18 protein-coding genes are annotated in these 23,632 nt (G+C 59.0%); 5 read left to right on the top strand and 13 right to left on the bottom strand.

Going from position 1 to position 23,632, the window contains the following annotated elements:
• The 8 genes from HU755_RS00950 to HU755_RS00915 all read right to left on the bottom strand — a co-directional run bounded on the left by HU755_RS00950 (position 1) and on the right by HU755_RS00915 (position 9,547).
• The gene (locus HU755_RS00950) at positions 1-1,350 is read right to left on the bottom strand and encodes an HlyD family type I secretion periplasmic adaptor subunit (RefSeq protein WP_186618972.1); all 1,350 of its coding nucleotides are present in this window, start codon (positions 1,348-1,350) and stop codon (positions 1-3) included.
• Positions 1,347-3,122, bottom strand: a complete 1,776-nt coding sequence (locus HU755_RS00945; RefSeq protein ID WP_186630260.1) for a type I secretion system permease/ATPase — start codon at positions 3,120-3,122, stop codon at positions 1,347-1,349. The genes HU755_RS00950 and HU755_RS00945 overlap by 4 nt, the downstream gene beginning before the upstream one ends.
• Positions 3,123-3,323: 201 nt before the next feature.
• On the bottom strand, positions 3,324-3,752 hold the full coding sequence (locus HU755_RS00940; protein ID WP_186630624.1) for an AprI/Inh family metalloprotease inhibitor: 429 nt from the start codon (positions 3,750-3,752) through the stop codon (positions 3,324-3,326).
• Positions 3,753-3,844: 92 nt separating this feature from the next.
• On the bottom strand, positions 3,845-5,290 hold the full coding sequence (locus HU755_RS00935; protein WP_186548361.1) for a serralysin family metalloprotease: 1,446 nt from the start codon (positions 5,288-5,290) through the stop codon (positions 3,845-3,847).
• 463 nt (positions 5,291-5,753) lie between these two features.
• Positions 5,754-6,839 carry a polyamine ABC transporter substrate-binding protein gene (locus tag HU755_RS00930; RefSeq protein ID WP_186630259.1) on the bottom strand — a complete coding sequence of 362 codons (1,086 nt, stop codon included), beginning with the start codon at positions 6,837-6,839 and terminating at the stop codon, positions 5,754-5,756.
• Positions 6,840-6,893: 54 nt separating this feature from the next.
• Positions 6,894-7,238, bottom strand: a complete 345-nt coding sequence (locus HU755_RS00925; protein WP_186630258.1) for a cupin domain-containing protein — start codon at positions 7,236-7,238, stop codon at positions 6,894-6,896.
• A gap of 33 nt (positions 7,239-7,271) precedes the next feature.
• The gene (locus HU755_RS00920; protein WP_186630257.1) at positions 7,272-8,678 is read right to left on the bottom strand and encodes an FAD-binding oxidoreductase; all 1,407 of its coding nucleotides are present in this window, start codon (positions 8,676-8,678) and stop codon (positions 7,272-7,274) included.
• Between the two features lie 53 nt (positions 8,679-8,731).
• The gene (locus HU755_RS00915) at positions 8,732-9,547 is read right to left on the bottom strand and encodes an AraC family transcriptional regulator (protein ID WP_186630256.1); all 816 of its coding nucleotides are present in this window, start codon (positions 9,545-9,547) and stop codon (positions 8,732-8,734) included.
• Positions 9,548-9,809: 262 nt separating this feature from the next.
• Between HU755_RS00915 and HU755_RS00910 the strand changes: the two genes are divergently transcribed.
• Entirely contained in the window at positions 9,810-10,082 is a 273-nt protein-coding gene (locus tag HU755_RS00910; protein WP_186548372.1) for a DUF1652 domain-containing protein, read from the top strand.
• A gap of 190 nt (positions 10,083-10,272) precedes the next feature.
• Here HU755_RS00910 and HU755_RS00905 read toward each other — a convergent pair whose 3' ends face one another.
• Positions 10,273-12,747, bottom strand: a complete 2,475-nt coding sequence (locus HU755_RS00905; RefSeq protein ID WP_186630255.1) for a UvrD-helicase domain-containing protein — start codon at positions 12,745-12,747, stop codon at positions 10,273-10,275.
• A gap of 257 nt (positions 12,748-13,004) precedes the next feature.
• Here HU755_RS00905 and HU755_RS00900 point away from each other — a divergent pair, with 257 nt between their 5' ends.
• Positions 13,005-13,700, top strand: coding sequence for a pirin family protein (locus tag HU755_RS00900; RefSeq protein ID WP_186630254.1), 696 nt, complete (start codon positions 13,005-13,007; stop codon positions 13,698-13,700).
• Between the two features lie 52 nt (positions 13,701-13,752).
• Here HU755_RS00900 and pgm read toward each other — a convergent pair whose 3' ends face one another.
• The 4 genes from pgm to HU755_RS00880 form a co-directional block, all read right to left on the bottom strand.
• Positions 13,753-15,399, bottom strand: coding sequence for a phosphoglucomutase (alpha-D-glucose-1,6-bisphosphate-dependent) (pgm, locus tag HU755_RS00895; RefSeq protein WP_186630253.1), 1,647 nt, complete (start codon positions 15,397-15,399; stop codon positions 13,753-13,755).
• 106 nt (positions 15,400-15,505) lie between these two features.
• Positions 15,506-16,906 (bottom strand): aminotransferase class I/II-fold pyridoxal phosphate-dependent enzyme, encoded by a 1,401-nt coding sequence (locus HU755_RS00890; RefSeq protein WP_186630252.1) that lies wholly within the window; start codon positions 16,904-16,906, stop codon positions 15,506-15,508.
• A gap of 49 nt (positions 16,907-16,955) precedes the next feature.
• Positions 16,956-18,419, bottom strand: a complete 1,464-nt coding sequence (locus HU755_RS00885) for a hypothetical protein (RefSeq protein WP_186630251.1) — start codon at positions 18,417-18,419, stop codon at positions 16,956-16,958.
• Between the two features lie 548 nt (positions 18,420-18,967).
• The gene (locus HU755_RS00880; protein ID WP_186548384.1) at positions 18,968-19,990 is read right to left on the bottom strand and encodes a zinc-dependent alcohol dehydrogenase family protein; all 1,023 of its coding nucleotides are present in this window, start codon (positions 19,988-19,990) and stop codon (positions 18,968-18,970) included.
• A gap of 270 nt (positions 19,991-20,260) precedes the next feature.
• On the opposite strand from HU755_RS00880, the gene HU755_RS00875 reads away from it, so the two are divergent.
• From HU755_RS00875 to HU755_RS00865, 3 genes are all read left to right on the top strand, one after another.
• Positions 20,261-21,175 (top strand): LysR family transcriptional regulator, encoded by a 915-nt coding sequence (locus HU755_RS00875; RefSeq protein WP_238349930.1) that lies wholly within the window; start codon positions 20,261-20,263, stop codon positions 21,173-21,175.
• A 795-nt stretch (positions 21,176-21,970) separates the two neighbouring features.
• Positions 21,971-22,639 (top strand): aldehyde dehydrogenase iron-sulfur subunit PaoA, encoded by a 669-nt coding sequence (gene paoA, locus HU755_RS00870; protein ID WP_186630250.1) that lies wholly within the window; start codon positions 21,971-21,973, stop codon positions 22,637-22,639.
• Positions 22,636-23,586 carry a xanthine dehydrogenase family protein subunit M gene (locus HU755_RS00865; protein WP_186630249.1) on the top strand — a complete coding sequence of 317 codons (951 nt, stop codon included), beginning with the start codon at positions 22,636-22,638 and terminating at the stop codon, positions 23,584-23,586. Before paoA ends, HU755_RS00865 begins: the two co-directional genes overlap by 4 nt.
• The last annotated feature ends 46 nt before the right edge of the window (positions 23,587-23,632 follow it).

Below are 23,632 nucleotides of genomic sequence, written 5' to 3'. Positions count from 1 at the left end.
TTATTCCTCGGTCAACGCGGAACCGGCTCGATCGAGCAGCGGCTTGAACAGGTAGTTGAGGAGTGAACGCTCGCCGGTGCGCACGAACATTTCCGCAGGCATGCCGGGCTTGATCACCAGGCCGTTGAGTTTTTCCATGGCCTGATCGCTGACGCTGCTGCGCAACACGTAGTACGGCACGCCGGTTTTCTCGTCGACCATCTGGTCGGCGGAAATCAGGCTGACTTCGCCGGGTACACGCGGCGTTTTGCTTTGGTTGAAGGCGGTAAACAGAATGTCCACGGGCAAATGCGTGCCGACCTTGTCGATCAGGTTGATCGGCAAGTGCCCTTCCACTTCCAGGGTGGTGCCTTGCGGTACGATTTCCAGCAGGGTTTCGCCCTGACGCACCACGGCGCCTTCGGTGTGGACGCCGAGGTTGACCGCGACGCCATCGGCAGTGGCGAGAATCTCGCTGTGTTGCAGGTCGAAACCGGCGGATGTCAGTTGCTCGGACAGGGTGACGCTTTTCAGTTGCGCGTCGGCCAGTTGCGTGCGGACTTCTTTCTGGTATTCCTCGCTGTGCTGCTGCAACTTCAGGCGCGACTCGAGAATGCCCTGCTCCACACGCCCGCTTTCGCCGGTGTTCTCTGCCAGTTGCTGTTGCACTTGCGACAGTTGTCGCTGGTAGTCCATCAAGCGGTTGCGCGGGATGTAGCCGTTGTCGGCCAGCGGTTGCAGGTTGCTCAGTTGTTGCTGCAAGGAACTGGCCTGGGCATTGAGGTCACTGCGGGCGCGGCGCATCCCCGCCAGTTGTGCGGTGGCGCCTTCGATATTGGCGCGCAGCGCGGCTTGCTCACGAGAGAACGCTTCGCGACGGCTGCTGAACAGTTGGCGCTGGCCTTCAAGCACCAGCGCCAGGCGCGGGTCCGGGTCGTTGCTCAACTCGGCGGGAAAGGTCACTTGCTTGAGATTGTCGCGCTCCGCCTGCCAGCGCGCGAGGCTGGCCCAGGCCATGCGGTATTGCGCTTGCAGCGATTGCACGTCGGCAGCGACCTGGGTCTGGTCGAGACGAAACAGCGGCTGGCCCTGCTTCACGATCTCGCCTTCGCGCACCAGAATCCGGCTGACCACACCGCTGCTCATCGATTGCACGGCTTTGCGCTTGCCCGACACCACGACGGTGCCCTGCACCGGAATGCCTTGATCGAGCGGTGCCAGCGCGGCCCAGGTGAAGAAGCTGCCGGCGCCGACGATGGCCAGGATCCAGCCCAGGCGCGCGAAGAATTTCGCATCGCGTTCCGGGCGTTCGGTGAGGTAGGCGTGTTCCATGTTCGCTTCGTTTTCAGTGTTCATGCTGGCGCTGCTCATACACCCGAATTCCTTGTCGTGGGCTGATACTGCCGACTCATGCTGAGCCCGCCCGGTGCTGGTGCAGCTTTTTCACGGGGTTGTTCCTGCTGACCGGAGAGTGCTTTGAGCACGTCCTGGCTCGGACCGAACGCCTGCAAACGGCCGTCATTGAGGACCAGCAGCTTGTCGGCCTGGGCCAGCACCGAGGAGCGATGCGTCACCAGTACGACGGTGGTGCCTTGCGCCTTGAGTTGCGCAATGGCACTGGCCAGTGCCGCTTCACCGACGGTGTCGAGGTTGGAGTTGGGTTCGTCCAGCACCACCAGGCTCGGGTTGCCGTACAGAGCGCGGGCCAGGGCCACCCGTTGTTTCTGGCCGCCGGACAAGCCGCTGCCGTCCTCGCCCAATTGCGTGTCGTAGCCTTGCGGCAGGCGCAGAATCATCTCGTGAACGCCGGCCTGCTGCGCGGCGGCGACAACCTTTTGCGGGTCGGCGTCGCTGAAACGGGCGATGTTCTCGGCAATGCTGCCGCTGAACAGCTCGATGTCCTGGGGCAGATAACCGATGTAGGGGCCGAGTTGATCGCGGTTCCAACGGTGAATGTCGGCGCCGTCCAGACGCACCGTGCCGCCGAGGGTCGGCCACACACCCACCAGCACCCGCGCCAGCGTCGATTTGCCGGAGCCAGAAGCGCCCAGCACGCCCAACACTTCACCGGCGCCCAGGTTGAAATTGACCATGTGCAGGGTCGCTGTCCGCTGCCCCGGCGGCCCGGCGCTGACCTGTTCGAACGTGATCTGGCCTTTCGGCGGCGGCAGGGCCATGGCCTCGTCGCTCGGCGGGAATGCCTGCAACAGCGCATCGAGACGGCGGTACGCCAGTTTCGCCCCGCTCCACTGTTTCCACACGGCGATCAATTGATCGATCGGACTCAACACGCGCCCCATCAGAATGGAACCGGCGATCATCATCCCCGCGGTCATATCGCCCTTGATCACCAGCAATGCACCGAGTCCCAGCACCAGCGATTGCAGGCACAGACGCAGGGTCTTGCTCAGCGAGCTGATCACCGCGCCGGTGTCGCTGGCCTGGTTCTGCAAACCGAGGAAGCGTGAATGCACCTGAAACCAGCGCTTGCGCAACGAGCCGAGCATGCCCATGGCTTGAATGGTTTCGGCGTTGTGCAAGTGGCTGGTAGCCAACTGGCTGGACTTCTGGGAGAAACCAGCGGCGTCGCCCAGCGGCTTTTTCGTCATGTATTCATTCAGGCACGCAAGTGCGATCAACAGCAGCGCCCCCGCCGTAGCAAGTACGCCCAGCCAGACGTTGAACAGGTAAATCACAAACAGGTAGACCGGAAACCACGGCGCATCGAAGAAAGCAAACAGCGCCGGCCCGGTGACGAACTGGCGAATGTGGGTCAGGTCACCCAGCGATTGCCCGGCGTTGCCTTCGCCCTTGAACAGATTGCGTTCGAACGCGGCCTGATAGACGCGCAGGTTGAAGCGGCGCTCCAACTGGCTGCCGATGCGGATCACGATAAAACTGCGGATCACTTCCAGCAGACCGATGAAGGCGAAGAAACCGACGACCATCAGCGACAGCATCGCCAGCGTGGTTTCGTTCTGCGACGAGAGCACCCGGTCATAGACCTGAAGCATGTAAATGGAGGGCACCAGCATCAGCACGTTAATCAGCGCGGTGAAACAACCGACGCTGATCAGGATGCTCTTATAGTCACCCAGTGCCTTGATTAACGGAACGGTGGCTGGGGCCTTCGCCATCTTCATTGGTTCTTCCTGGAATTATTGCTCGCCATGCGCTGACGGGACTTCAATTAATCAAGCGAGCCATGCGTCAACACTGTTTCGCGAGGGGCCGCTTACACTTTCATAACAACTAGCGCTGCTCAATGCGGCGCAGTTGTCTTCAAAAATCTTTTATATAACCAGTGGGTGAATCCTTATATCCGGCTTGATTGGCAACCTTGATCATTTGCCGGGTGCTACACGCTCCAGCGTCACGACAAGGCCGGACTTCAAAGTCGCCAGGTAATACCCATCACGTTGTCGGCTGAAGAACTGGATTCTTGAGCCTTCGTTGCCGGTCATGGATAAGCCGTCGGGGTCGGCAAACCAGCCAATCGGCGCCTGCTCCAGCCATGCCCCCAGACAATTGGTCCCTTGACCCAAAGTCTGGTTGGCAAGCAGTTCAACGTCACACGTATTCGAGGGCTTGTCCTGCAGCTTTTGCGCTTTGGGGTCATCACCTGTGGTGGACAGCGTTGCCAGCCACTTTCCGGCAAACACTGAAGGTTGTTCGAGCCTGAGGCTGCTGGCCATACCTGTTTCTCCTGAAATCACAAGGAACGCTGCACAAAGCCACGCCGCTGCCCTGTAGGTAAAAGCTTTATTGACCATAAGAAAATTCGCTCCAGCCTGTAGCGTTGCGTACAGCGCGTACCGATGCAAGCAAAGAAAGCGACGCATCAAGCGCCGCTTTCCCGTTCACATCACGCCACGATGTCGCTGTACGCTGCCTGGCCAACCGTGCTGACAGCGAAGTCAGCCACGCCATGCCCGGTGAAGTCCACCGACAACAGGCTGTTGCCGCCCGACGAAGTCAACACCGCATCGCCGGCCGCACCGGTGAAGCTGCTGACGAAGTGCAGGCCGGCACCGTTGGTGATGCCGGTCAGGTCGATTTTGTCCAGACCGCTGACGAAATCGAGGATCTGATCGATCGCACCGGGTTTGGAGTCGGAACTGGCCGCAAACACAAACGTGTCCGAACCCGCCCCGCCCCACAGCTTGTCGGCACCGCCGGCGCCAAAGAGGATGTCGTTGCCGGCACCGCCCTTGAGCTCGTTGGCAATGCTGTTACCGATCAGCAAATCGCTGCCGGAACCGCCTATGGCGTTCTCGATGATCGCGCCTTTGGCGATGGACACGTTACCCACCATGCCGCCAACGTCGGAGAACGAGGCGTCATTGAGGTTGATTTTCTGGTTTTGCGTAAAACCGGAGAAATCCAGGGTGTCCTTGCCGCCGGCATCCCACACCGAGAACACCACTTTGTCGCTCGACGACGAAGCGCTAAGGAAATCGCGACCGGTGTTGGAGTTGAAACCGTAGGTGGAGTCACCGGTACGGGTGGTGGTGTTGGCACCGTAGAGTTTCTGGATCGCAGCAATGTCATCCATCAACGGACCGGACGCGTAGGCTTCGACGCCGCCCTTGCTGAAGTTCTGGTTGGTGTTGCTCTCGCTCCAGTAACTCATGATGCTGTAGCCGCGGGTGTCTTGCCCGTAGGACGCATCGTTGTAGGTCGGGTTGCCATTGCCGGCGTTGTAGTCCCCAGGATGGGCCAAGCCCAGGCTGTGGCCGATCTCGTGAGTCAGGGTCTGACGGCCGTAGTTGTTCAGGTCCGGGTTCTTGTTTTGCGTGTAGCCGCTGTTGATCAGATACCACGAGGTGCCGTCATAACCGGCGCCCGTGCCTGGCAGATAGGCGAACGCTGCGGCACCGTCCTGGCCACCGCTGTAGTTACCGAAGGTCATGTGGCCGTCACCACCCGAGGCTTTCTCGGTGAAGGTCACGTTGGCCACATCCGCCCAGGATTGCATGGCGAGCTTGGCCTGGGCTTGTTGCTGCGCGCTGAACTGACTGAACCCGCTGATCCCGTGTTTGTTCATCGTGCTGGACGATGCCGACGTCAGGAACGTGTAGGTCAGTTCGATCTTGCCGCTGCCGTCCTTGTCCTGGTAGGCAGCGCCGTCGCGCAGCAATTGCGTAGCTGCCTGGTCGACGGAGTACGAAGGTTTGCCGTTGACCGTGAGGTTGCCGCCACGATCGTACTGATGGCTGAAGCTATTGATCTGGTTATACGCCGAGCTGAAGGCGGCCAGCTGGAAAGCCTGTTCGGCGGAATCAACAGCGTTGGTTTTAACTTTCGACATAAACACACTTCCTTGTTTAGCAATGGAACAGTTTTTGTCCGACAGGACGATCTTTGGCGAGATCGTCCTATCACTCGCCCAATGAAGGCGTAACGAACCTGACACAATTTGAAATCCGTCGTAAAGGATTTTTTTGCGATCCAATTTGGCTGTATCAGGAAACTGCCGTAAACAAAGCGCGTGGGGCGGGAATATTGTTTTTAGTTGCGGGAAGATTGGAAATTGTCTGACGATTTTCTATTTAAATATTAAATATCGGTGAGTTTGGTTTTGTTAGCAAAGTCTCATTTTGGCATGGCAGTGCCAGCACTCTGGCATCAACTAATATCAGGTCTTCCGCTCTCCCTTGTGGGAGCGGGCTTGCTCGCGAAGGCGGCCTGTCAGTCGATAACTGTGTTCGCTGGCCCACCGCTTTCGGGAGCAAGCCCCCTCCCACAGGGGCCGTGTGTATGCCCGAAAAAACTCAGCTACCGGTGCGAATCTTGTTCCACACCCGCGTACGAATCCGGTCAATGTTCAACGGCATCGCTTCCAGTGCAAACAGCTTGCCCATCATCTCCGGACTCGGATAAACCTTGGTGTCGTTTCTGATCGCCGGGTCGATCAGGCTGCCGGCCTGTTCGTTGCCGTTGGCGTAGTGCACGTGGTTGCTGATGGCAGCCATGACGTCGGGGCGCAGCAGGTAATTCATGAAGGCGTAACCGGCCTTCTCGTCCGGCGCGTCGGCGGGCATGGCGACCATGTCGAACCAGATCGCCGCGCCTTCTCTGGGAATCGCATAACCGATGTCGACGCCGTTCTTCGCCTCTTTGGCGCGATTCTCCGCTTGCAGGATGTCGCCGGAGAAGCCGACCGCGACGCAGATATCGCCGTTGGCCAAGTCACTGGTGTATTTCGAGGAATGAAAATAACTGACATAGGGCCGCACTTTCATCAGCAGCGCTTCGGCTTTTTTGTAGTCCTCGGGATTCTTGCTGTGATGTGGCAGGCCAAGGTAGTTGAGCGCCGCCGGCAGCAACTCCGGGCCGTTATCGAGAATCGCCACACCGCACTTCTGCAGCTTTTCCATGTATTGGGGCTTGAAGATCAAATCCCACGAATCCACCGGCGCATCTTCGCCCAGTACCGCTTTGACCTTGGCAATGTTGTAACCGATGCCGGTGCTGCCCCACAGATACGGAAAGCCGTGCTCGTTGTTCGGGTCATTGGTCTGCAACGCCTTGAGCAGCACCGGATTGAGATTTTTCCAGTTAGGCAGCTGGCTTTTGTCGAGTGTCTTCAGTGCCCCGCCCTCAATCTGTCGCGCCATGAAGTGGTTGGAGGGAAACACCACGTCGTAACCGGATTTGCCGGTCATCAGCTTGCCGTCGAGGGTTTCGTTGCTGTCGTAAACGTCATAGGTGACGCCGATCGCGGTTTCCCTGGTGAAGTTTTTTGTCGTGTCCGGCGCGATGTAGTCAGACCAGTTGTAGACCTTGACCGTCTCGGCCGCATGACTGACGGAAGCGGCCAGCAACAGCGGCGCCAATGTGAGGGTTTTCTGGATCATGGGGCGATTCCTGTATGGGCTTTTTTTGTTGGCAGGCAATCAAAGATCAAGCAATCAGAAAATCAGCACGTAGCTCTTGCGCACGGTTTCCTGGATATCCCAGGTGCCGAGCGTGTTGGCTGGCAACATCAGTGCGTCGCCGCCTTGTATGTGCAGGGTTTCGCCACCGCCGTCCGGGGTGAACGTGCAGCGCCCGGCAATGAAATGGCAGAACTCCTGCGCGGTGATCTGCCGACGCCAGCGCCCTGGCGTGCACTCCCAGACGCCGGTTTCGACGCCGTCGTCGCGCTCCACGCTGGTGGTCGAAGCGATAGCGACCGGCTCGCCCAGCGGCACGGCCACCGGGGCGGAGTCATCGAGCGACAATGTCGCGGTGTGCTTGAATTGCGTGATGCTCATGGGCATGACCTGTTTTTTGGAGGGGGACGACGTTCAGTGCATGAAACCTTCCATGAACCCCGCGACGCGGCTGGCCAGTTTGCGCCGCCAGGGTGGCGTCGCCGGATTGGCCAGGGTCTGGTCTTCGTGCACGAAGCTTTTGATGATTGCGTTGTAGCCAAGCCAGCGGCACGGCTCCGACTCCCACGCGCGCAAGGCTTGAATGCCGCCGTCCGGCAGCACCCACGGTTGTTGCGTCAGTTCGGATTCGCGCTCAAGGATCAGATCGGCCAGGGTGCGCCCGCCCAGATTGCTGGCGCCAACGCCCTCGCCGCCGTAACCGCCGGACAGCGCAATGCCTGCGGCGCGATCGCAGAGCATGTGCGGCCTGAAATGCCGGGACATGCCAAGGTTGCCGCCCCAGGCGTGAGTGATCCGAACGTTTTTCAGTTGCGGGAACAACTCACCGAACAGGTAGCGGCGCAGTTCGACTTCATCGCGAGCCAGATCAAAGTTGTGGCGCAAGCGGCCGGCGAACTGATAGCCGCCGCGCGCACCGAACACCAAACGATTGTCGGCGCTGCGCTGACCGTAGGTAACCTGGCGGCTGAACTCGCTGAAGGCTTGGCCGCGACTCAGGCCGATTTCGTCCCAGGTCGCGGCAGATAAGGGCTCTGTGGCGACAATCAGGCTCTGCACCGGCAACTGGTAGCGACCCAATGGCGGCAGCGTCACCGAATAGCCTTCGACGGCTGGGACGATCCAGCGGCTGCGCACGCTTGCCTTGGCGGTGCGCAAATGGCCCGATTGCCAATGGGTGACCGGGCTGTTTTCGTAAATCCTCACGCCCATGGCCTGCACGGTGCGCGCCAGCCCCCGCACCAGTTTTGCCGGCTGAATCGTGGCAACGTGCGGCGCAAAAATGCCGCCATAGGGTTTCGCCACGCGAATCTGTTGCGCCAGTTGCTCCGGGCTGAGCCAACGATAATCGTCCTCGGTCAGGCCTTGGCCGTACAGCTTGCTCAGATAGTCGCGCAGAGCTGTCTCCTGCTCTGGATAGCGCGCCGCGCAATAAAGCACCCCGCCCTTGCGATAATCGCAATCGATCCCTTCTTTTTCGACGACGATTTCCACCTCATCGGGAATGCTGTGCAGCAGATCGAACGACGCTCGACGCTGCTCTGACGACAACCCGGCCAGCAAGCGATCTTCGCCGAGCAGATTGCCCATCAGCCAGCCGCCATTGCGCCCGGACGCGCCGAAACCGGCGGTTTGCGCTTCGACGATAGCGATATCGAGTCCGGGAGCGTGTTGCTTGAGGTAATAGGCGGTCCACAGCCCGGTGTAACCGGCACCGATGATCGCCACGTCAACGTCCAGATCCTGCTCAAGCGCCGGGCGCGCGATCAGCGGCTCATCGAGTTGGTCCATCCACAAACTGATAGTGCGCCACGCCGGCATGCAAGACTCCGCCACTGAAGAACTTTCGATGACGTCGATCCTAGCGGCGGGCGTTAGCCGATGTCTTGCGCGCGTGTCCGCAAAGAAATTTGTTTGGCGTAAGCCTTTGGCGACTGCCCGGTGTGCTGGCGGAAACAACTGTAAAACGCCGACAACGAGTTGAAGCCAGCGGCGAACGCCATCTCATCAATGCGCACCGGCAATGTGGCGCTGTCCAGCGAGCGCAATAAATGCTGCAAGCGCGCCTGATTGACGTAGCGATAGAAGCTCTGACCCAGCACTTGATTGAGCAAATACGAGATCTGATTACGGCTATACCCGCACTCCTTCGCCACCCGTTGCAGGTCAAGCTCGGGATCGAGGTAGGGTTGTTGTTGCTCAAAGTATTGCTGCAGGTCTTGCGCCATGAAGCTTAACTGCCGTGGCGACAGGCCCAGACGACTCACCGCCGGACGCTGGCTCGCCGGCGCCGTGCCGCTCGCCTGGGCACGCAGCAACGATGCGTATTCATTGACACGCCAGATCAGCCCGTCCCTGACCGTAATCGCCTCGCTGGAACGGAACGACACCAACCCTTCACCGCCGCGCAGGGTGACTTCGTATTGAATGAATGCAGTGTTGCCATCCACGCGAATGCGGTCGCAGTGCTCCAGCAGTTCGTCGGATTCTCGCGGCATGCTGACACGCACGTACTCGCGCAACTCATCCAGGCCCAGCACGCGATTCTGAAAGAAATCGTTGTACTGGATGGCCGGATGGTAGAGCGCCATGACGCTGTCCAGGTCCCGGTGCTTCCAGCTCAAATGGTAGCGCATGACCGTGGCGGCCGTGGCCTGGGTCTGTTCTGGGCCGTCGTCGTCGGCGTGCATAGGAGGCTCGGCGAAAAGAACCGAGCTTGCCCAAGATCGCCGCCGGCTTCAATGAAAAAACCGTAGTGGCATTTTGGCGATTAATGAAGGTGACGTGATCCACATCAAAAAAATCAGTTCAATCGCCAAACGGACTGAAAAAACTCACAGCTTTTTCACATACGGATGCTACTTTTAATACCTGTCACCGGTTGAGCCAATGAAGGCTCTTCCCTCCTAACATGAGCAAACGGAAGCGCTCGATGAAGAAGGCGGGCAACACATGAACAAAGGGTTTAGCAAAGTCACGTTTCCCAATGCCTGCCAGCTGATGCGCTGGCATTTTCATCCCATGGGGTTTGAGGCCACGATGGATGCGCCTGGCAGCCTGGTGGCTCGTTTGTTCGATCGAAAGAGCGGCGAAACCTTGATTGCAATCGCGGGCATTCCTTGTGCCACGGTAATGAATGCGGCGGATGTCGAGCTGATCATTGAGGCCATCGAGGCTGAGCTGGAGGCTTTTACTCCTCCGGAATTATTCAAGAGCTACGCGTAATGTATTGATTTAATTTGAAAAGCCCGCAGCGATGCGGGCTTTTTTGTTTGTGAGAGCAAGCCTGCTCGCGATAGCGGTTTGATAGCCGCCTCATCCATGACTGAACACACCTAATCCCGATAACCGCGCTCCAGCGCCGCCCAAGCTCCAATGCAAAAAGCCCCGTGCCCAAAAGCCGGGGCTTTGTCGTTCAGCCGATTTTCTTTTCAGGTCGCTGGTCGGCAAAAAACGGCTTGCCCCTCGCCACCCGATCGGACGCACGCGGCATGTTGGCCGCAGGTGCTTCCTGAGGATCGACGTACCAGTAGCAATGGCTCACCGCCCGGGTGATGCCGACATAGGCCAGGCGCAGGATTTCGTCCTTTTGCGCGCTGTCGTAGGGTTCGCTGTCGCCGTTCTTGCCCAGGCCGGCCATGCGGTAAACCTGATTTTTGTAAGGTGAGCTGGTCAGGTGCTGACAATCGCCAAGCAGAAACACGGCATCGGCCTGTAGGCCTTTTGCGCTGTGATAAGTGAGCTGTTTGAGCCGTCGGGCTTCGTACGGCAAGCTCGAATCAACATTAACTACAGGCTGAATATGCTCTTGTATCAATAGCTTATCGCTGCTTTTTCGATAAAGCATCAAGATTGAATGACCCTGCCGGTAATGCTCGGCGAGGCGCTGGCCCATGGCCTGATCATCGCGCTCCAACACATTGACCGGGTGCGGCGTCTTCGGCTCACCGCTGGCCTTGGCTTTCTTGCCCGCGATCGCCGGTGCTGCACGGACGATGTGTTCGGCGGCGTCGATGATGTACTGGTGGCTGCGGTAATTGTCGCTGAGCATCACTCGGGTGGTGCTCGGCGACGGGAACTCTTTGTTGAATTCCATGAAGTAACTCGGCGAACTGCCGCGCCAGCCATAGATGGATTGCCAGTCATCCCCCACGCACAGCAGCGACGAGCGCTGCGCACCGCGGCCGATGTGCATGGCCGGGCCGCGGCTGCGGATTTCGCTGAGGCTGGCGCGGATCCAGGAGACGATTTGTGGTGAAACGTCTTGAAATTCGTCGATCATCAGGTGCGACAAAGGCCTGAGCAGTTCGTCGCTGAGCAGCTTGAGATTCTCCGGCGAATGCTCGCTGAACAGCGCAAACATGCGGTTGTAAGTCATCACAGGAGGTTTCTGGTCCAGCAGGTGGTCTTCGAACGCCCGCCAGAACAGGCTCAGTGCCTCAAAGAAAAACCGGTCCGGATCATCCTTGGCGAAGCTCATGCGCCCGACGGCATCCGGCACATCCAGGCCCAGATTCTCGATAAAGCCTGCGGCCGCGACGAAACAGTCGAGCAATGGCGCCGAGGCCAGTTCTCCCTTGACCTTGTAATCGAAGCCGGGGCCAGCACTGGCATCACCGGCCAGGGTCGCCAGAACCCGGCGAGACGACTCGTAGCTATCTAACCAAATCAAAGGCTTACGGCAGAAAGCTTGAAACAGGGTGCGCTTGACCGCCCACTCTGCACGCAGGCTAAGCTTGGCGTTGGGTCGGCAGACCTGCGGGTTTTCCCGGGGGTCAAAACCCAGCACCACCCAAGCATCCAGACTGGGGATGTAACCATGGCAGTGGAAGGTCGAGCCATTGATGTCGAACGTCTGCCGATTCGGCTCGATGCCTTTGATCGGCCAGGCGCCCGCGCGAAACCAGAGGTCCTCGATCGCATCGCACAGTTCCTCATCGCGCCTGGACGCCAGTTCGGTGACGGCCATGCGCTTCTGCACATCAGGATGGTCACGTTCCAGCTCCTTGAGCTGCAAACCGGCACGCGACAGCGGCTGAATCAACTGACGAAACCGCTCGTCCTCGGTGAATAAACGGTGGTAACAGGCATTGAGTTGCTGGCGCTGCGCATCGTTGATGCGCAGGTCGAACGGATTGCTGTCCGCCTCCTCTTCGCCTGCGAGTGAACGCTGGCTGAGATTTTCGAAGGCCTGCAAACGCTCGAATCCCGCCAAGCTGCGCACCATGGGCAAAATTCGCGAGTGGAACGTGCGCACCAGCTCCCGCGCTTGCCTGAGGCTCAACGTCAATCCCCAAAGCGCAAACACTTCAATCAGTTTATCGATGAAGTCCTTGCGCGACTCGCGGGTGAAGGTGACCACGGTCATCGAATCCAGCTCAAAACCCAGGTAATGACTCAGCAGCAGAATGCGCAACACCAGTGTGGTCGACTTGCCGGCACCCGCGCCGGCCACCACCGAAGTCGACGGCGTGTCGCTGAAAATCATCTTCCATTGCGCGGCGCTGGGCTGAGCGTGTCCGGGCAGCAAACGGCCGACATCCGCTTTCATGCGTTTTTTCAGTTCAGCCGTCAGCGGCAGGCGCCAGTCGTCGAACAAATGGTTATCAACACTGGGCGGCCGATGTTCGGTGCTGCGGCTGTCGCGGATCAACAGGACCTGACGCCCCTCTTCCAGCCCCTCGAGCTTACCCTCCTTGAAACCGTACTCGACGCCGGCCGTGTGGCCGCTGCGAAACCCATCCGCCTGGCCGTGCAGCCAGGACGCACGGTGCTGGGCGCGCAGACGGGTCAGTCCGTGGCCGAAGAAGCGTGCGGCCAGACGCTTGAACCAAGGCATCTCGGCCAGTGGACGAAGTTCGGGGGGCAGTTCGGGGGTGTGTTGCGCCACGCTGACGGGCTCCAGTGTCTGAGGCTGTTGGCGGCTATGGTGTCTGTATTCGCCGGCAAGTTCTAGCGAAATGCTTACGGGTCATTGGTTTAGGTGACGAAGTGAAGGTGAGATAAGACCATCACCAGCGCCCAATTGATCAAAAAACCGGATCATCATGCCGCAGTTTTTACGCTTTTTATCGATGGTCAGCTGATAGATGATCGCCTCCATTAACCACGGGCACAGCCCATGATGAACTTTTCGAGGCGACGATCATGCTGGAACTCAGACCTTTCAACTCCCTGGGCGGTGCCCACCACGGCTGGCTGGATGCCCATCACCACTTTTCCTTCGCTGAGTACTACGACCCGAACCGCATGAGTTGGGGCAACCTGCGGGTGTGGAATGATGACATCATTGCCCCCGGCACTGGCTTCCCTCAGCATCCGCACCGCGACATGGAAATCATCACCTATGTCCGCGAAGGTGCGATTACCCATCAGGACAACCTGGGCAACAAGGGCCGAACCGAAGCGGGCGACGTACAAGTGATGAGCGCTGGCACCGGCATCGCTCACAGCGAATACAACCTGGAAGACAAGCACACGAAAATCTTCCAGATCTGGATTCTCCCTACCGAAACCGGCGCACCGCCGTCATGGGGCGCGAAACCGTTCCCCAAGGGGCAGCGTGAAGGCTTCGTGACACTCGCCAGCGGCAAGGCTGGCGACGATCAAAGCCTGCGAATTCGCGCCAATGCTCGTTTGGTCGCGGCCAACATCAAGGCTGGCGAAACCGCAGAGTATCGGCTCGATGAAGGTCGTCGCGCCTATCTGGTTCCGGCGACCGGCGTGATCGACGTCAACGGTTTACGCGCTCAGGCGCGCGATGGCGTGGCGGTGGCCCATGAGCAGGTGCTGACAGTCACAGCCATCGAGGACAGCGAAATCGTGCTGGTGGATCTGGCGTAAATCGCAGGCAAAAAAAAGGGGCGGCCGCAAGGTCGCCCCTTTTTTTGGGCTGTCACTGGCCGGAAATGGCGCCGTCCACCAGTGTTTGCGCTTCTGCCACCAATTGCTTGAGGTGGTCCTCACCGACGAAGCTTTCGGCGTAGATCTTGTAGATGTCCTCGGTACCCGATGGACGCGCCGCGAACCAGCCGTTTTCAGTCATCACCTTCAGGCCACCGATGGCCTGGTCGTTGCCCGGCGCGTGACTGAGAATGCGCTGGATCGGCTCACCGGCCAGCTCAGTCGAGGTCACCTGCTCGGGCGACAGCTTGCTCAGGAGGGCTTTTTGCTGTGGGTTGGCCTTGGCGTCGACGCGAACCGAGAACGGCTCACCCAGTTCATCGATCAGCGCGCGGTAAGCCTGGCTTGGATCGCGACCGGTACGCGCGGTCATTTCGGCGGCGAGCAATGCCGGGATCAGACCGTCCTTGTCGGTGCTCCAGACACCGCCGTCCTTGCGCAGGAACGATGCGCCGGCGCTCTCTTCCCCACCAAAACCGAGCGAACCGTCAAACAGACCGTCAGCGAACCATTTGAAGCCGACCGGCACTTCGTACAGGCGACGCCCCAGACGCGTGGCAACGCGATCGATCAGGCCACTGCTGACCACGGTTTTACCCACCGCCGCATCGGCGCGCCATTGCTCACGGTTCTGGAACAGATAATCAATGGACACGGCCAGGTAATTGTTCGGCGCGAGCAAACCACCGGATGGCGTAACGATGCCGTGGCGATCGTGGTCAGGGTCGCAAGCGAACGCGACGTCGAAACGCTCTTTGAGGCCGATCAGACCTTGCATGGCATGGCTAGACGACGGGTCCATGCGGATCTGCCCGTCCCAGTCGACGGTCATGAAACGAAACGTCGAATCGACTTCTTTGTTCACCACATCCAGGTCAAGACGATAGTGCTCGGCAATGGCGGACCAGTAGCGCACCCCTGCTCCGCCCAGCGGATCAACACCCAGACGCAGTTTGGCGTTACGGATGGCGTCGAAATCGATGACGTTGATCAGGTCGGCAACGTAGGTGTTCAGGTAATCGTGACGATGGGTGGTGTTGGCCCTGAGTGCCTGCTCGTAACTGATGCGCTTTACACCCGCCAGTTTGTTGGCGAGCAATTCGTTGGCCTTGGCTTCGATCCACTTGGTGATGTGCGTGTCAGCCGGACCGCCATTGGTCGGGTTGTATTTATAGCCACCGCTTTGTGGCGGGTTGTGCGACGGTGTAATGACGATACCGTCAGCCAGACCCGAGGTACGGCCGCGGTTATAGCAAAGAATGGCGTGGGAGATCGCCGGCGTTGGCGTGTACTCATCGCCTTCGGCAATCATCACGGTGACACCGTTGGCAGCAAGTACTTCCAGTGCGCTCGCCCCAGCCGGGGTCGACAGTGCATGCGTGTCGATGCCAACGAACAGCGGACCGGTGATGCCCTGGGCTTCGCGGTACAGGCAAATCGCCTGGCTGATGGCCAGCACGTGCCATTCATTGAAACTCAAGTCGAAGGAGCTGCCCCGGTGGCCGGATGTACCGAACGCCACACGCTGGGTGGAAACCGATGCATCAGGCTGGCCGGTGTAATAGGCCGTAACCAGTCGCGGGATGTCGACCAACAAGTCTGCCGGTGCCGGTTTGCCCGCAAAAGGACTGAGTGTCATGCAAAACCTCTGAAATCGAGTGGTTCAGGAAATACAGCGCAGTTTACTGGCAGTTTGACCGCGGGGCGAAGGGATGTTTCCGAAGTGCGCCCGATGTTTTTTAACGTTATCCACGCTGGGACAAGCGCAAGGCATCGCCCAGCAAGCCGATGACAGTGCCCAGATCGCGCTCGCCATGCCCCAGCGAGCTCAAACGCAGGTAATCGCTGTGCAATCCCTCGAGACTGAACAGCGCTCCCGGCGCAACGATGATTTGCTGCCTGAGCAGACGATGAAACACACGTTCCATGTCCACCGGACGTAACGACCCCACCCAGACGGTCGCCCCACCCTGCGGTTCGACCATGTGCAGCGCGTCCACCAGGCGCTCGCGCAATAACTGAATCAACTGCGTGCGACGCTCCTTGAGCATTCGCCGCAGGACGGCCAGATGTTGGTCCAGCCGTCCGCTTCCCAGGAGTCTGGCAATGGCTTTCTGGCGGATCGGCGACAGGCGAAACGCACGCAGCAGAAAATGTCGCTGCAGCTCGCTGCGCCAGTGGCGCGACAGCACAAAACCGAACGGCGCCTCGGCACCCATGAATTTCTCGAATGCGGAAAACACCAGCAGGCGATCAGGATCAAGCCAGTCACGCAGACGCTGGCCGCTGCCCGATTCATCGAGTTCGCTATAACAATCGTTCTCCAGCACCCAAGTGCCGTGGCAGCCCAGCAGATGGGCGATAGCCTGGCAGTTGGCCGCAGATAACAGGTTGCCCTGAGGCATGCTCAGCGCGGATGACAACAGAACCAGTCTGACCGGTTCACGTTTGAGCAAGCCCGCCAGCGCCATCAGATCCAGCGCACCCTCGGCCAGCACGGGCAGCTCGATGACCCGCACTCCGGCCGCATCCAGCAGGCGCAGGATTACCCAGTCGCAAGGCGACTCCACCACCACAGTCGCCTGACGCAATTGCAGTACCGAGATCAGGATTTCCAGTACGCCACGCAGGTCGGCGCCAACGTAAACGTCATCGGCATACCAGCAGTTGGCCGTGGAGGTGGTGTAGCGTGCGGCCAGCACCGTGCGCAATTCCAGCTCGCCGCAGGGCTGCGCGATCGTTTGCAATTGTCGTGGATACTGACGCAAGAGTTCTCGCTCAAGCGTCAACAAGGGGCTATCCAACGGTTGCAGCGAAGCCGGCTCGTCGGCGCTCAACACACACATCCCCGGGCGGCGGGCGTTGACGTACACGGTTTCGAGCAGATCACTGCCACTGTCGGGCGTGTCTGTCGCCAAAAGCGCTGGCGCGTAATAGCCCGACTTGGCGATTGAGTACACCCGGCCCTCTTTTTCCAGCAAGGAGTACGCGTACTGCACGGTCGAGATCGACACATTGAGCCGGTCTGCCAATTGCCGCAATGAAGGCATGCGCACCGGCGCATGACTCCCCGCTTCTTCAATCAGCATCGTCAGATATCGGTAGACCGCCTGATAAACGAAGTCATTTTCCCGCGGCGCTTTCACAACGCCGGTTCCGTAAACACCGACGCAAATCCTGACAAATGGCTCACACTCAGCTTTCCGTCGACCGCTCGACTGCCGGCACAGTCCCCGTCCCGCCCTGGCAACCATCGCGTGAGGCACTTTCGCGCACGGCCGAGATTTGCACCGGACCCATTGCATAGAGACGCTCGATCAAGACGGTCGGCAATCCGCTGACGTCGGTCATCCACTTCAGAACTTGCTCCGGTGCCTGCAAGCCCTGCATTGCACGGTGCAGCTCCGGCATGGCGACCAGCATTCCCGGATGGCAATTGCGCAGGAACCGTTCAAGACCGGCACCAGCATCGATGAACGGCGCGAACAGCAGGCATGTCAGCTGCACTTCATTAAGATCGAAGCTCTTCAACAGATAACTCTCTGCCGCGTGCAAATGCTCAGATGGCTGCACATTGCCGAGGCATGCCAGCAACTGCTCGCAAACCGGCTCGGGCACTGACTCCTTACGCATCCTGACCAACCGCGCCTCGAGGTAATCACTGACGCCCGCCTGATACGTCCGCCCCTCAATGAACTGTGCATGCAACCCGCGCAAATGCGCCGAAACCAACGGGTCCGCGAAGGGCTCGTCACAGGGGTAAAGCGTCAGGTCATCGGCATCGAACTCGAGAAAATCGCCAAGCAGCGGCCAGCGCTCCTCAGGCCCGCCGACGATCATGTCGTTGATGTCGATGAAGTGGGCACGCCGGCAGGTTTCAAATTGGCCTTCGGGACGCCATTGCGCACGCTCTTCCTCGATATTGAACTCACGGTAAAAGTCGTGACCCAACCCGTCGAGCAGCGCGAACAGCATGTCGAATCCGGCGCCACCCGGCAGCGGTCCGGCCAGCCCTACCCGCTGCACTGCACGATTCAAGCCGTCGAGAAAGTGCTGCTGGCTGGCTGTCGATTCGGTACTGACCATGGCATCGACGCCGTTATTCCAGCGGGCAATCTGGCCGTAATAATCGGCCGTTGCCAGGTAAGCGTCATCCCATAGCTCCAGCGTTTCAATCCAGTTGCGGCGATGGCCGACCAGCATCAGATTGATGCGGCTGGCCTCGCGCCCCGCCTCGCTGACGGGCGCACGATGGTCGAACGGCAAAACCTCGCAGTGGTCCACCATCAGCAACTCGACCCGAGGATCGTCGTAAAGGAACAGCGCGCTGTAGCTGCGGTGCATGTTCTGCAAGGCCGCGGGACGTTCGCCATTCCAGCGCAGCGTTGCCACGCGCAGCTGGAAGGTCGCCGGGGCACGCCCAGCGATACTCAACTGCGCCGCCCGAAGCAAGGCCAGCGTGTAGCAGCTGTCGCGAGACCCGGACTGATTCACCAGCACCTTGAAATGCCCGATGTTATCCATGCCGCCAGCCGCTGCGACCAGGCGCTGGATCAATAACTGCAATGCAGTGCGTTCTGCGCGCGAGAAGAAACCCAGCAAGCGTTGCAACACTTGCTGATAGACATAGTTCATTGCCTGATCATGGATCGTGCTCATCAGTATTTACCCGGAATCGAAATTTCACGCCATGCGGACTGGAGTCTCTGCTGCATGGCAATTCATCAATAAGTAATAGACGCCCAAATGCTAACACTTACAAAGTTGTAGTCACTTGAAACACTTGAGCGCAGAAAAGCCCGAAAATCAGCCATCTCGCAGCTCTATCTATTTGTTTTTTAAGGTTTTTTTATATCGCGAAAATATCCTAGGAAACTTCCGACAAGGTCCGACGCCAAATGAGTACAAGAAAAAGAGAAGCAGTTTCGGAATATGCCTACAGCAATTAAACAGAACCTGACAAAGCGGATAACGCTAGCCGTTTGATATTGCCGGAGACAAATTGAATGCACAGCCATGGCTCATTCCTTGAGATGAAAGTAATCACTCAATTATCAGGGCTTACATTGTGATTAGTAGATACAGATCAACAGGAAAAACCAGCTCAGTTGCTGAGCGGCGAGAGAATCCCGGATCAGAGAGGAGTGTATTTCAACGCGGCATAAACGCAAAAGAGTCCGTGGGGCCACGGACTCTGGTAGCCGGCGTTACGCCGGTTCGACTTGAAGGGCAACCCGCTCGCGGCAAGGGCATTCGTCCATGTAGCGGTGAGCTTCGACGAACTCGTTAAACGCGAAGACGCGAGTCTTGAGCGGCAGCAACACACGGTCAGCGGTCAACTGGTTGATGTCGCGCAGGGCACGTTGCAGGGCGACGTGATCCTGAGTGATGCCCAGTTCCGGCTTGCCAGTGAAGTTGCCGATGCAGTGCACAAAGAACTGGATGTTCTTCTGGAACGCTGCACACGCCGGGAATGGCGTCTGGTTGCCGCCCTGCAGACCGTACAACACGAGGCTGCCGCGCGGTGCGAGGACATCGCCAAGCAATGACATCTGCGGGCCGCCGAGGCCATCGAAGACCACATCGACGCCACGGTTGTCGGTGATCTTGTTGATGCGCATCAACAGATCTTCTTCCTCGGTGACAATCACCTTTTCCGCGCCGAGGGACAGCAGATACTCGCGCTCTTCCGCCGTTTTGGTCGCGGCAATGACCCGCACGCCCAGCGCCTTGCCCAACTGGACAAACGAGGGGCCGGCGCAATGGCTCGCGTCGGTGACCAGGGCAAACTGCCCGGGCTTGACCCGCGCCAGATCGGCGTAGGCGAAGTAGGCGATCAACAGCGGCGTGTAATGCACGCTGGCTTCGATCGGGCTGAGTACATCCGGGTAACGGGTCAGCGCGGTACGCGGCAACACGATCGACTCGCCGTAAACCGGATAGTCGTTCGGGCTTTCGGCCGGGAAACTGGCGACTTTGTCTCCGACGCTGAGGTCTTCGACATCGGCGCCGACGGCAGTGACCACCCCCGCCATTTCATGGCCCAGGCCCGAAGGCAGCCGTGCCTGTGACGAGGCCAGGTTCTGACGCCATAACGTGTCGTACCAGCTGATGCCGATCGCCTCGACACGCACCTGCACTTCGCCAGGACCTGGCTGAGCGGCCGCATGCTCTTCGCATTTGAGCACCTCGGCCGGACCAAACTTGTGAAAACGGATCGTGCGGGACATCGCAAACCTCGTCAAAGTAACCTCTAATGCCATGAACTCTATCTGGGCTTTTGACCCAAGACCATCAGTGGCTATTAATAGTCGACATGCCTGTCATTGATTCCGCAGCAGAAGCGGCACGGGCACAAACGCTGAAAAAACTGTGGTCGCCGTCTCGGTAAAGCTGAATTTTCCGGTGCAGAGTACCAGCCTTTCCCCGTAAGATTCATGCCGGCCATTGTTCTCATATGGCCGCTCTCGTCAAGCTTGATGACTCTGCCAGGACTCCAGATGAATCGTAATGACCTGCGTCGTGTCGACCTGAACCTGCTGATCGTGTTCGAAACATTGATGCACGAACGCAGTGTGACTCGGGCCGCGGAAAAGCTCTTCCTCGGCCAACCGGCCATCAGCGCGGCGCTTTCTCGCTTGCGCAGCCTGTTCGATGATCCGCTGTTCGTGCGCACCGGCCGGAGTATGGAACCGTCCGCCCGCGCGGTGGAAATCTTCGCCCTGCTCTCGCCTGCCCTCGATTCGATTTCCACCGCGGTCAGCCGCGCCGCGGATTTCGATCCGGCGACCAGTACCTCGGTGTTCCGCATCGGCCTGTCCGATGACGTCGAGTTCGCCTTGCTGCCGATGCTGCTCAAACGTCTGCGCGCCGAAGCGCCGGGCATCGTCCTCGTCGTGCGGCGGGTCAATTACATATTGATGCCGGCCCTGCTGGCCTCCGGCGAGATCTCCATCGGCGTCAGCTACACTACCGACCTGCCGGCCAACGCCAAACGCAAAGTCTTGCGCCGCAGCGCCCCGAAACTGCTGCGCGCCGACACCGTCCCCGGCCCCTTGAGCCTGGACGACTACTGCGCCCGGCCGCACGCATTGGTGTCGTTTGCCGGCGATCTCAGTGGTTTTGTCGATGAAGAACTGGAAAAGCTCGGACGCAAACGGCACGTCGTGCTGGCGGTGCCACAGTTCAACGGGTTGGGGACACTGCTCGCGGGCACAGACATCGTCGCCACCGTGCCAGATTACACGGCGGAAGCACTGACGGCGGCCGGCGGTCTGCGCGCCGAGGATCCGCCGCTGCCGACGCGCACCTTCGAACTCCACATGGCATGGCGCGGCTCGCAGGATAACGATCCGGGCGAGCGCTGGTTGCGGTCGCGGATTCAGATGTTTTTTGGCGATCCTGAGAGTCTTTAGGCGTCGCCGGATGGGCTGTTTATCTGATCATTTCTGACTTTCCACAAACCATGGAGCTCCATTCACTTCCAGTGGATTGCTACTTGGGGGCACATTTGAGGGGCATGCTTTGGATGGTTTGAAAAGGATGCCCCCACCCTAAGGTCCAACAGTCTCCTTCTCGAAAACTGACCCGTTGTTGTTCCCAAACACCGCGGAGTGAAGGTAGGTCGATGAGAGGCTCTCCTCTGCCTAAGAGCGTGAGCAACCGAGTGATAACTCCCCATGCCATTAACATCTCAGGTGCAGATCGCCAACTGAATTCAGACCTCACTCCGACGCTTTTCAAAACTCTGCCAGAAAGTCGGCAGCTCACTCCTTGGGATGCAGGAAGCTTGATCAGACTTCTAGCAGGCGTGACACCGTAATCCTTCGTACATCGACCAACAAGCCAGCCTCAAGCACCTTTTCACGGTTAGAAAAGAGCGCTTGGCCTAGATCGTCTTCCAGCTCTATTTGCGTGAGCGTGACATCGAAGAAGCGTTCGTGCGTGTCCTGAAACTACCAAGCGCCGAACGTAGCTGGCTTCGCCTTCATAGCTCTGGCGCCAGACCTTCAACGCAGCCGGGTGTTCTTTCCTTCACCGAGTAAATAGCCCGCACGCCCGGTTCCTATCCACTCCTGGCCGTGGCGTGGATTACTGAGTGCTGCTCACGGATTCATTCTGAAAACGCCAGTTATCAGCCGCAACCTAGTGCCATACGCTCCCACACTGAACACCGGCTTCAGCCACACCTACTGCGAATGGAGACGTTGATGAACACTAAAACCCCCACCGCAACGGGAGCTGGAATAGAACTCTCCCGACGACAAGTGCTGATAGGTACCGCAGGTACTGCAGTCACGGCCGTATTAACAAAGGTCGATGATGCCCAAGCGACTGCCAACACGAAATCAGCAGCGCAGAGCCCGCCAGGCAGTCATGTGACGTTCACCCTCAACGGGCGGCGAGTTGCCTTGGATGTCGACAACCGCAGCACGCTCCTGGACGTCCTTCGAGAAAGGCTGCATTTAACCGGCACCAAGAAGGGCTGTGACCACGGCCAATGCGGTGCCTGTACGGTAATCGTAGAAGGTCGACGAATAAACTCATGCCTCACGCTTGCGGTCATGCACGAAGGGGACAGCATCACCACCATTGAAGGGCTCGGTACGCCGGACAACCTGCACCCTCTGCAAGCGGCATTCATCAAGCACGACGGCTACCAATGCGGTTACTGCACGCCTGGGCAGATTTGCTCAGCAGTCGCGATGCTTGAAGAAATAAAGGCTGGCATACCCAGCCACGTCAGCGGCGATTTGATCGCCAGGAGCACCGTCACAGCCGCCGAAATCCGCGAGCGCATGAGTGGCAATATCTGCCGTTGCGGGGCGTACTCCAACATCGTCGATGCCATTCAAGAGATAGCCGGAGGTAAGGCATGAAATCCTTTACTTACGAACGAGCCACCTCTTTGCAGCAAGCGGTTAATGCCGCTGCCAATAACCCGGGCGCCCGATTCATCGCCGGCGGTACCAATTTGCTCGACCTGATGAAACTGGAGATAGAAGCCCCGCAGCACCTGATTGATGTAAACGGACTGGCGCTCGATGAAATCACCCCGACCGAGGACGGCGGGCTAAGGATCGGCGCCATGGTGCGTAACACCGACCTGGCCGCTGCGCCTCAGGTACGTCGAGACTACGCCGTACTCTCCAAAGCGCTGCTCGCGGGAGCGTCAGGACAACTGCGCAACAAAGCCACAACGGCGGGCAATCTATTGCAACGCACCCGGTGTGCTTACTTTTACGATACCAATCAGCCTTGCAATAAGCGGCGTCCGGGTGCCGGCTGCTCTGCAATCGGTGGCGCCAGTCGGCAACAAGCGATCGTCGGGGTCAGCGATGCCTGCATTGCCAGCCACCCCAGCGACATGGCTGTGGCGATGCGAGCATTGGGCGCAAGGGTAGAAACACTCAACTCGGACGGCCAAGTCAGAACGATTGATCTCGCCGACCTTTACAGCGCACCGGGGGCCACCCCACATATCGAGAACATCCTGAACAACGGCGAACTGATTACTGCCGTGACACTGCCTAAACCTTTAGGGGGCGAGCATATCTACTACAAGGTTCGTGACCGCGCCTCCTACGCGTTTGCGCTGGTTTCTGTCGCGGCGATCGTACTGCCAGACCGGACCGGGCAACTCGCCCTGGGAGGCGTGGCGTACAAGCCTTGGCGAAGTGAAGAGGCCGAAGCTTATCTGCCTGATGGCGCGAAGGCCGTAGCCACACAGTTGCTGGCTGCCGCTAACCCTACCGCGCAGAACGCCTTCAAGATCAAACTGGCGGAACGGACAATTGGCCTTGCGCTTTCCACCGCATCTTCCTAAGCGACATCACCGACATTGCACGGCTGCGGTCGATTGACCAGGAGTA

Origin of the sequence: Pseudomonas sp. SWRI111, from assembly GCF_014268555.1 — a bacterium.
In the GTDB taxonomy this organism is placed as follows: Bacteria; Pseudomonadota; Gammaproteobacteria; order Pseudomonadales; family Pseudomonadaceae; genus Aquipseudomonas; species Aquipseudomonas hamedanensis.
Note: the sequence above shows the minus strand (reverse complement) of the source record. Positions and strands in the feature narration are given on the sequence as shown.

Bases quoted from the DNA above. Each gene is read 5' to 3' on its own strand.
- HU755_RS00920 (WP_186630257.1), bottom strand. From the start codon at position 8,678: ATGCCGGCGTGGCGCACTATCAGTTTGTGGATGGACCAACTCGATGAG.
- HU755_RS00915 (WP_186630256.1), bottom strand. From the start codon at position 9,547: ATGCACGCCGACGACGACGGCCCAGAACAGACCCAGGCCACGGCCGCC.
- pgm (WP_186630253.1), bottom strand. From the start codon at position 15,399: ATGACACTCAGTCCTTTTGCGGGCAAACCGGCACCGGCAGACTTGTTG.
- HU755_RS00885 (WP_186630251.1), bottom strand. From the start codon at position 18,419: ATGAGCACGATCCATGATCAGGCAATGAACTATGTCTATCAGCAAGTG.
- HU755_RS00865 (WP_186630249.1), top strand. From the start codon at position 22,636: ATGAAATCCTTTACTTACGAACGAGCCACCTCTTTGCAGCAAGCGGTT.
- HU755_RS00950 (WP_186618972.1), bottom strand. From the start codon at position 1,350: ATGAGCAGCGCCAGCATGAACACTGAAAACGAAGCGAACATGGAACAC.
- HU755_RS00925 (WP_186630258.1), bottom strand. From the start codon at position 7,238: ATGAGCATCACGCAATTCAAGCACACCGCGACATTGTCGCTCGATGAC.
- paoA (WP_186630250.1), top strand. From the start codon at position 21,971: ATGAACACTAAAACCCCCACCGCAACGGGAGCTGGAATAGAACTCTCC.
- HU755_RS00880 (WP_186548384.1), bottom strand. From the start codon at position 19,990: ATGTCCCGCACGATCCGTTTTCACAAGTTTGGTCCGGCCGAGGTGCTC.
- HU755_RS00875 (WP_238349930.1), top strand. From the start codon at position 20,261: ATGAATCGTAATGACCTGCGTCGTGTCGACCTGAACCTGCTGATCGTG.
- HU755_RS00940 (WP_186630624.1), bottom strand. From the start codon at position 3,752: ATGGTCAATAAAGCTTTTACCTACAGGGCAGCGGCGTGGCTTTGTGCA.
- HU755_RS00930 (WP_186630259.1), bottom strand. From the start codon at position 6,839: ATGATCCAGAAAACCCTCACATTGGCGCCGCTGTTGCTGGCCGCTTCC.
- HU755_RS00945 (WP_186630260.1), bottom strand. From the start codon at position 3,122: ATGAAGATGGCGAAGGCCCCAGCCACCGTTCCGTTAATCAAGGCACTG.
- HU755_RS00900 (WP_186630254.1), top strand. From the start codon at position 13,005: ATGCTGGAACTCAGACCTTTCAACTCCCTGGGCGGTGCCCACCACGGC.
- HU755_RS00935 (WP_186548361.1), bottom strand. From the start codon at position 5,290: ATGTCGAAAGTTAAAACCAACGCTGTTGATTCCGCCGAACAGGCTTTC.
- HU755_RS00910 (WP_186548372.1), top strand. From the start codon at position 9,810: ATGAACAAAGGGTTTAGCAAAGTCACGTTTCCCAATGCCTGCCAGCTG.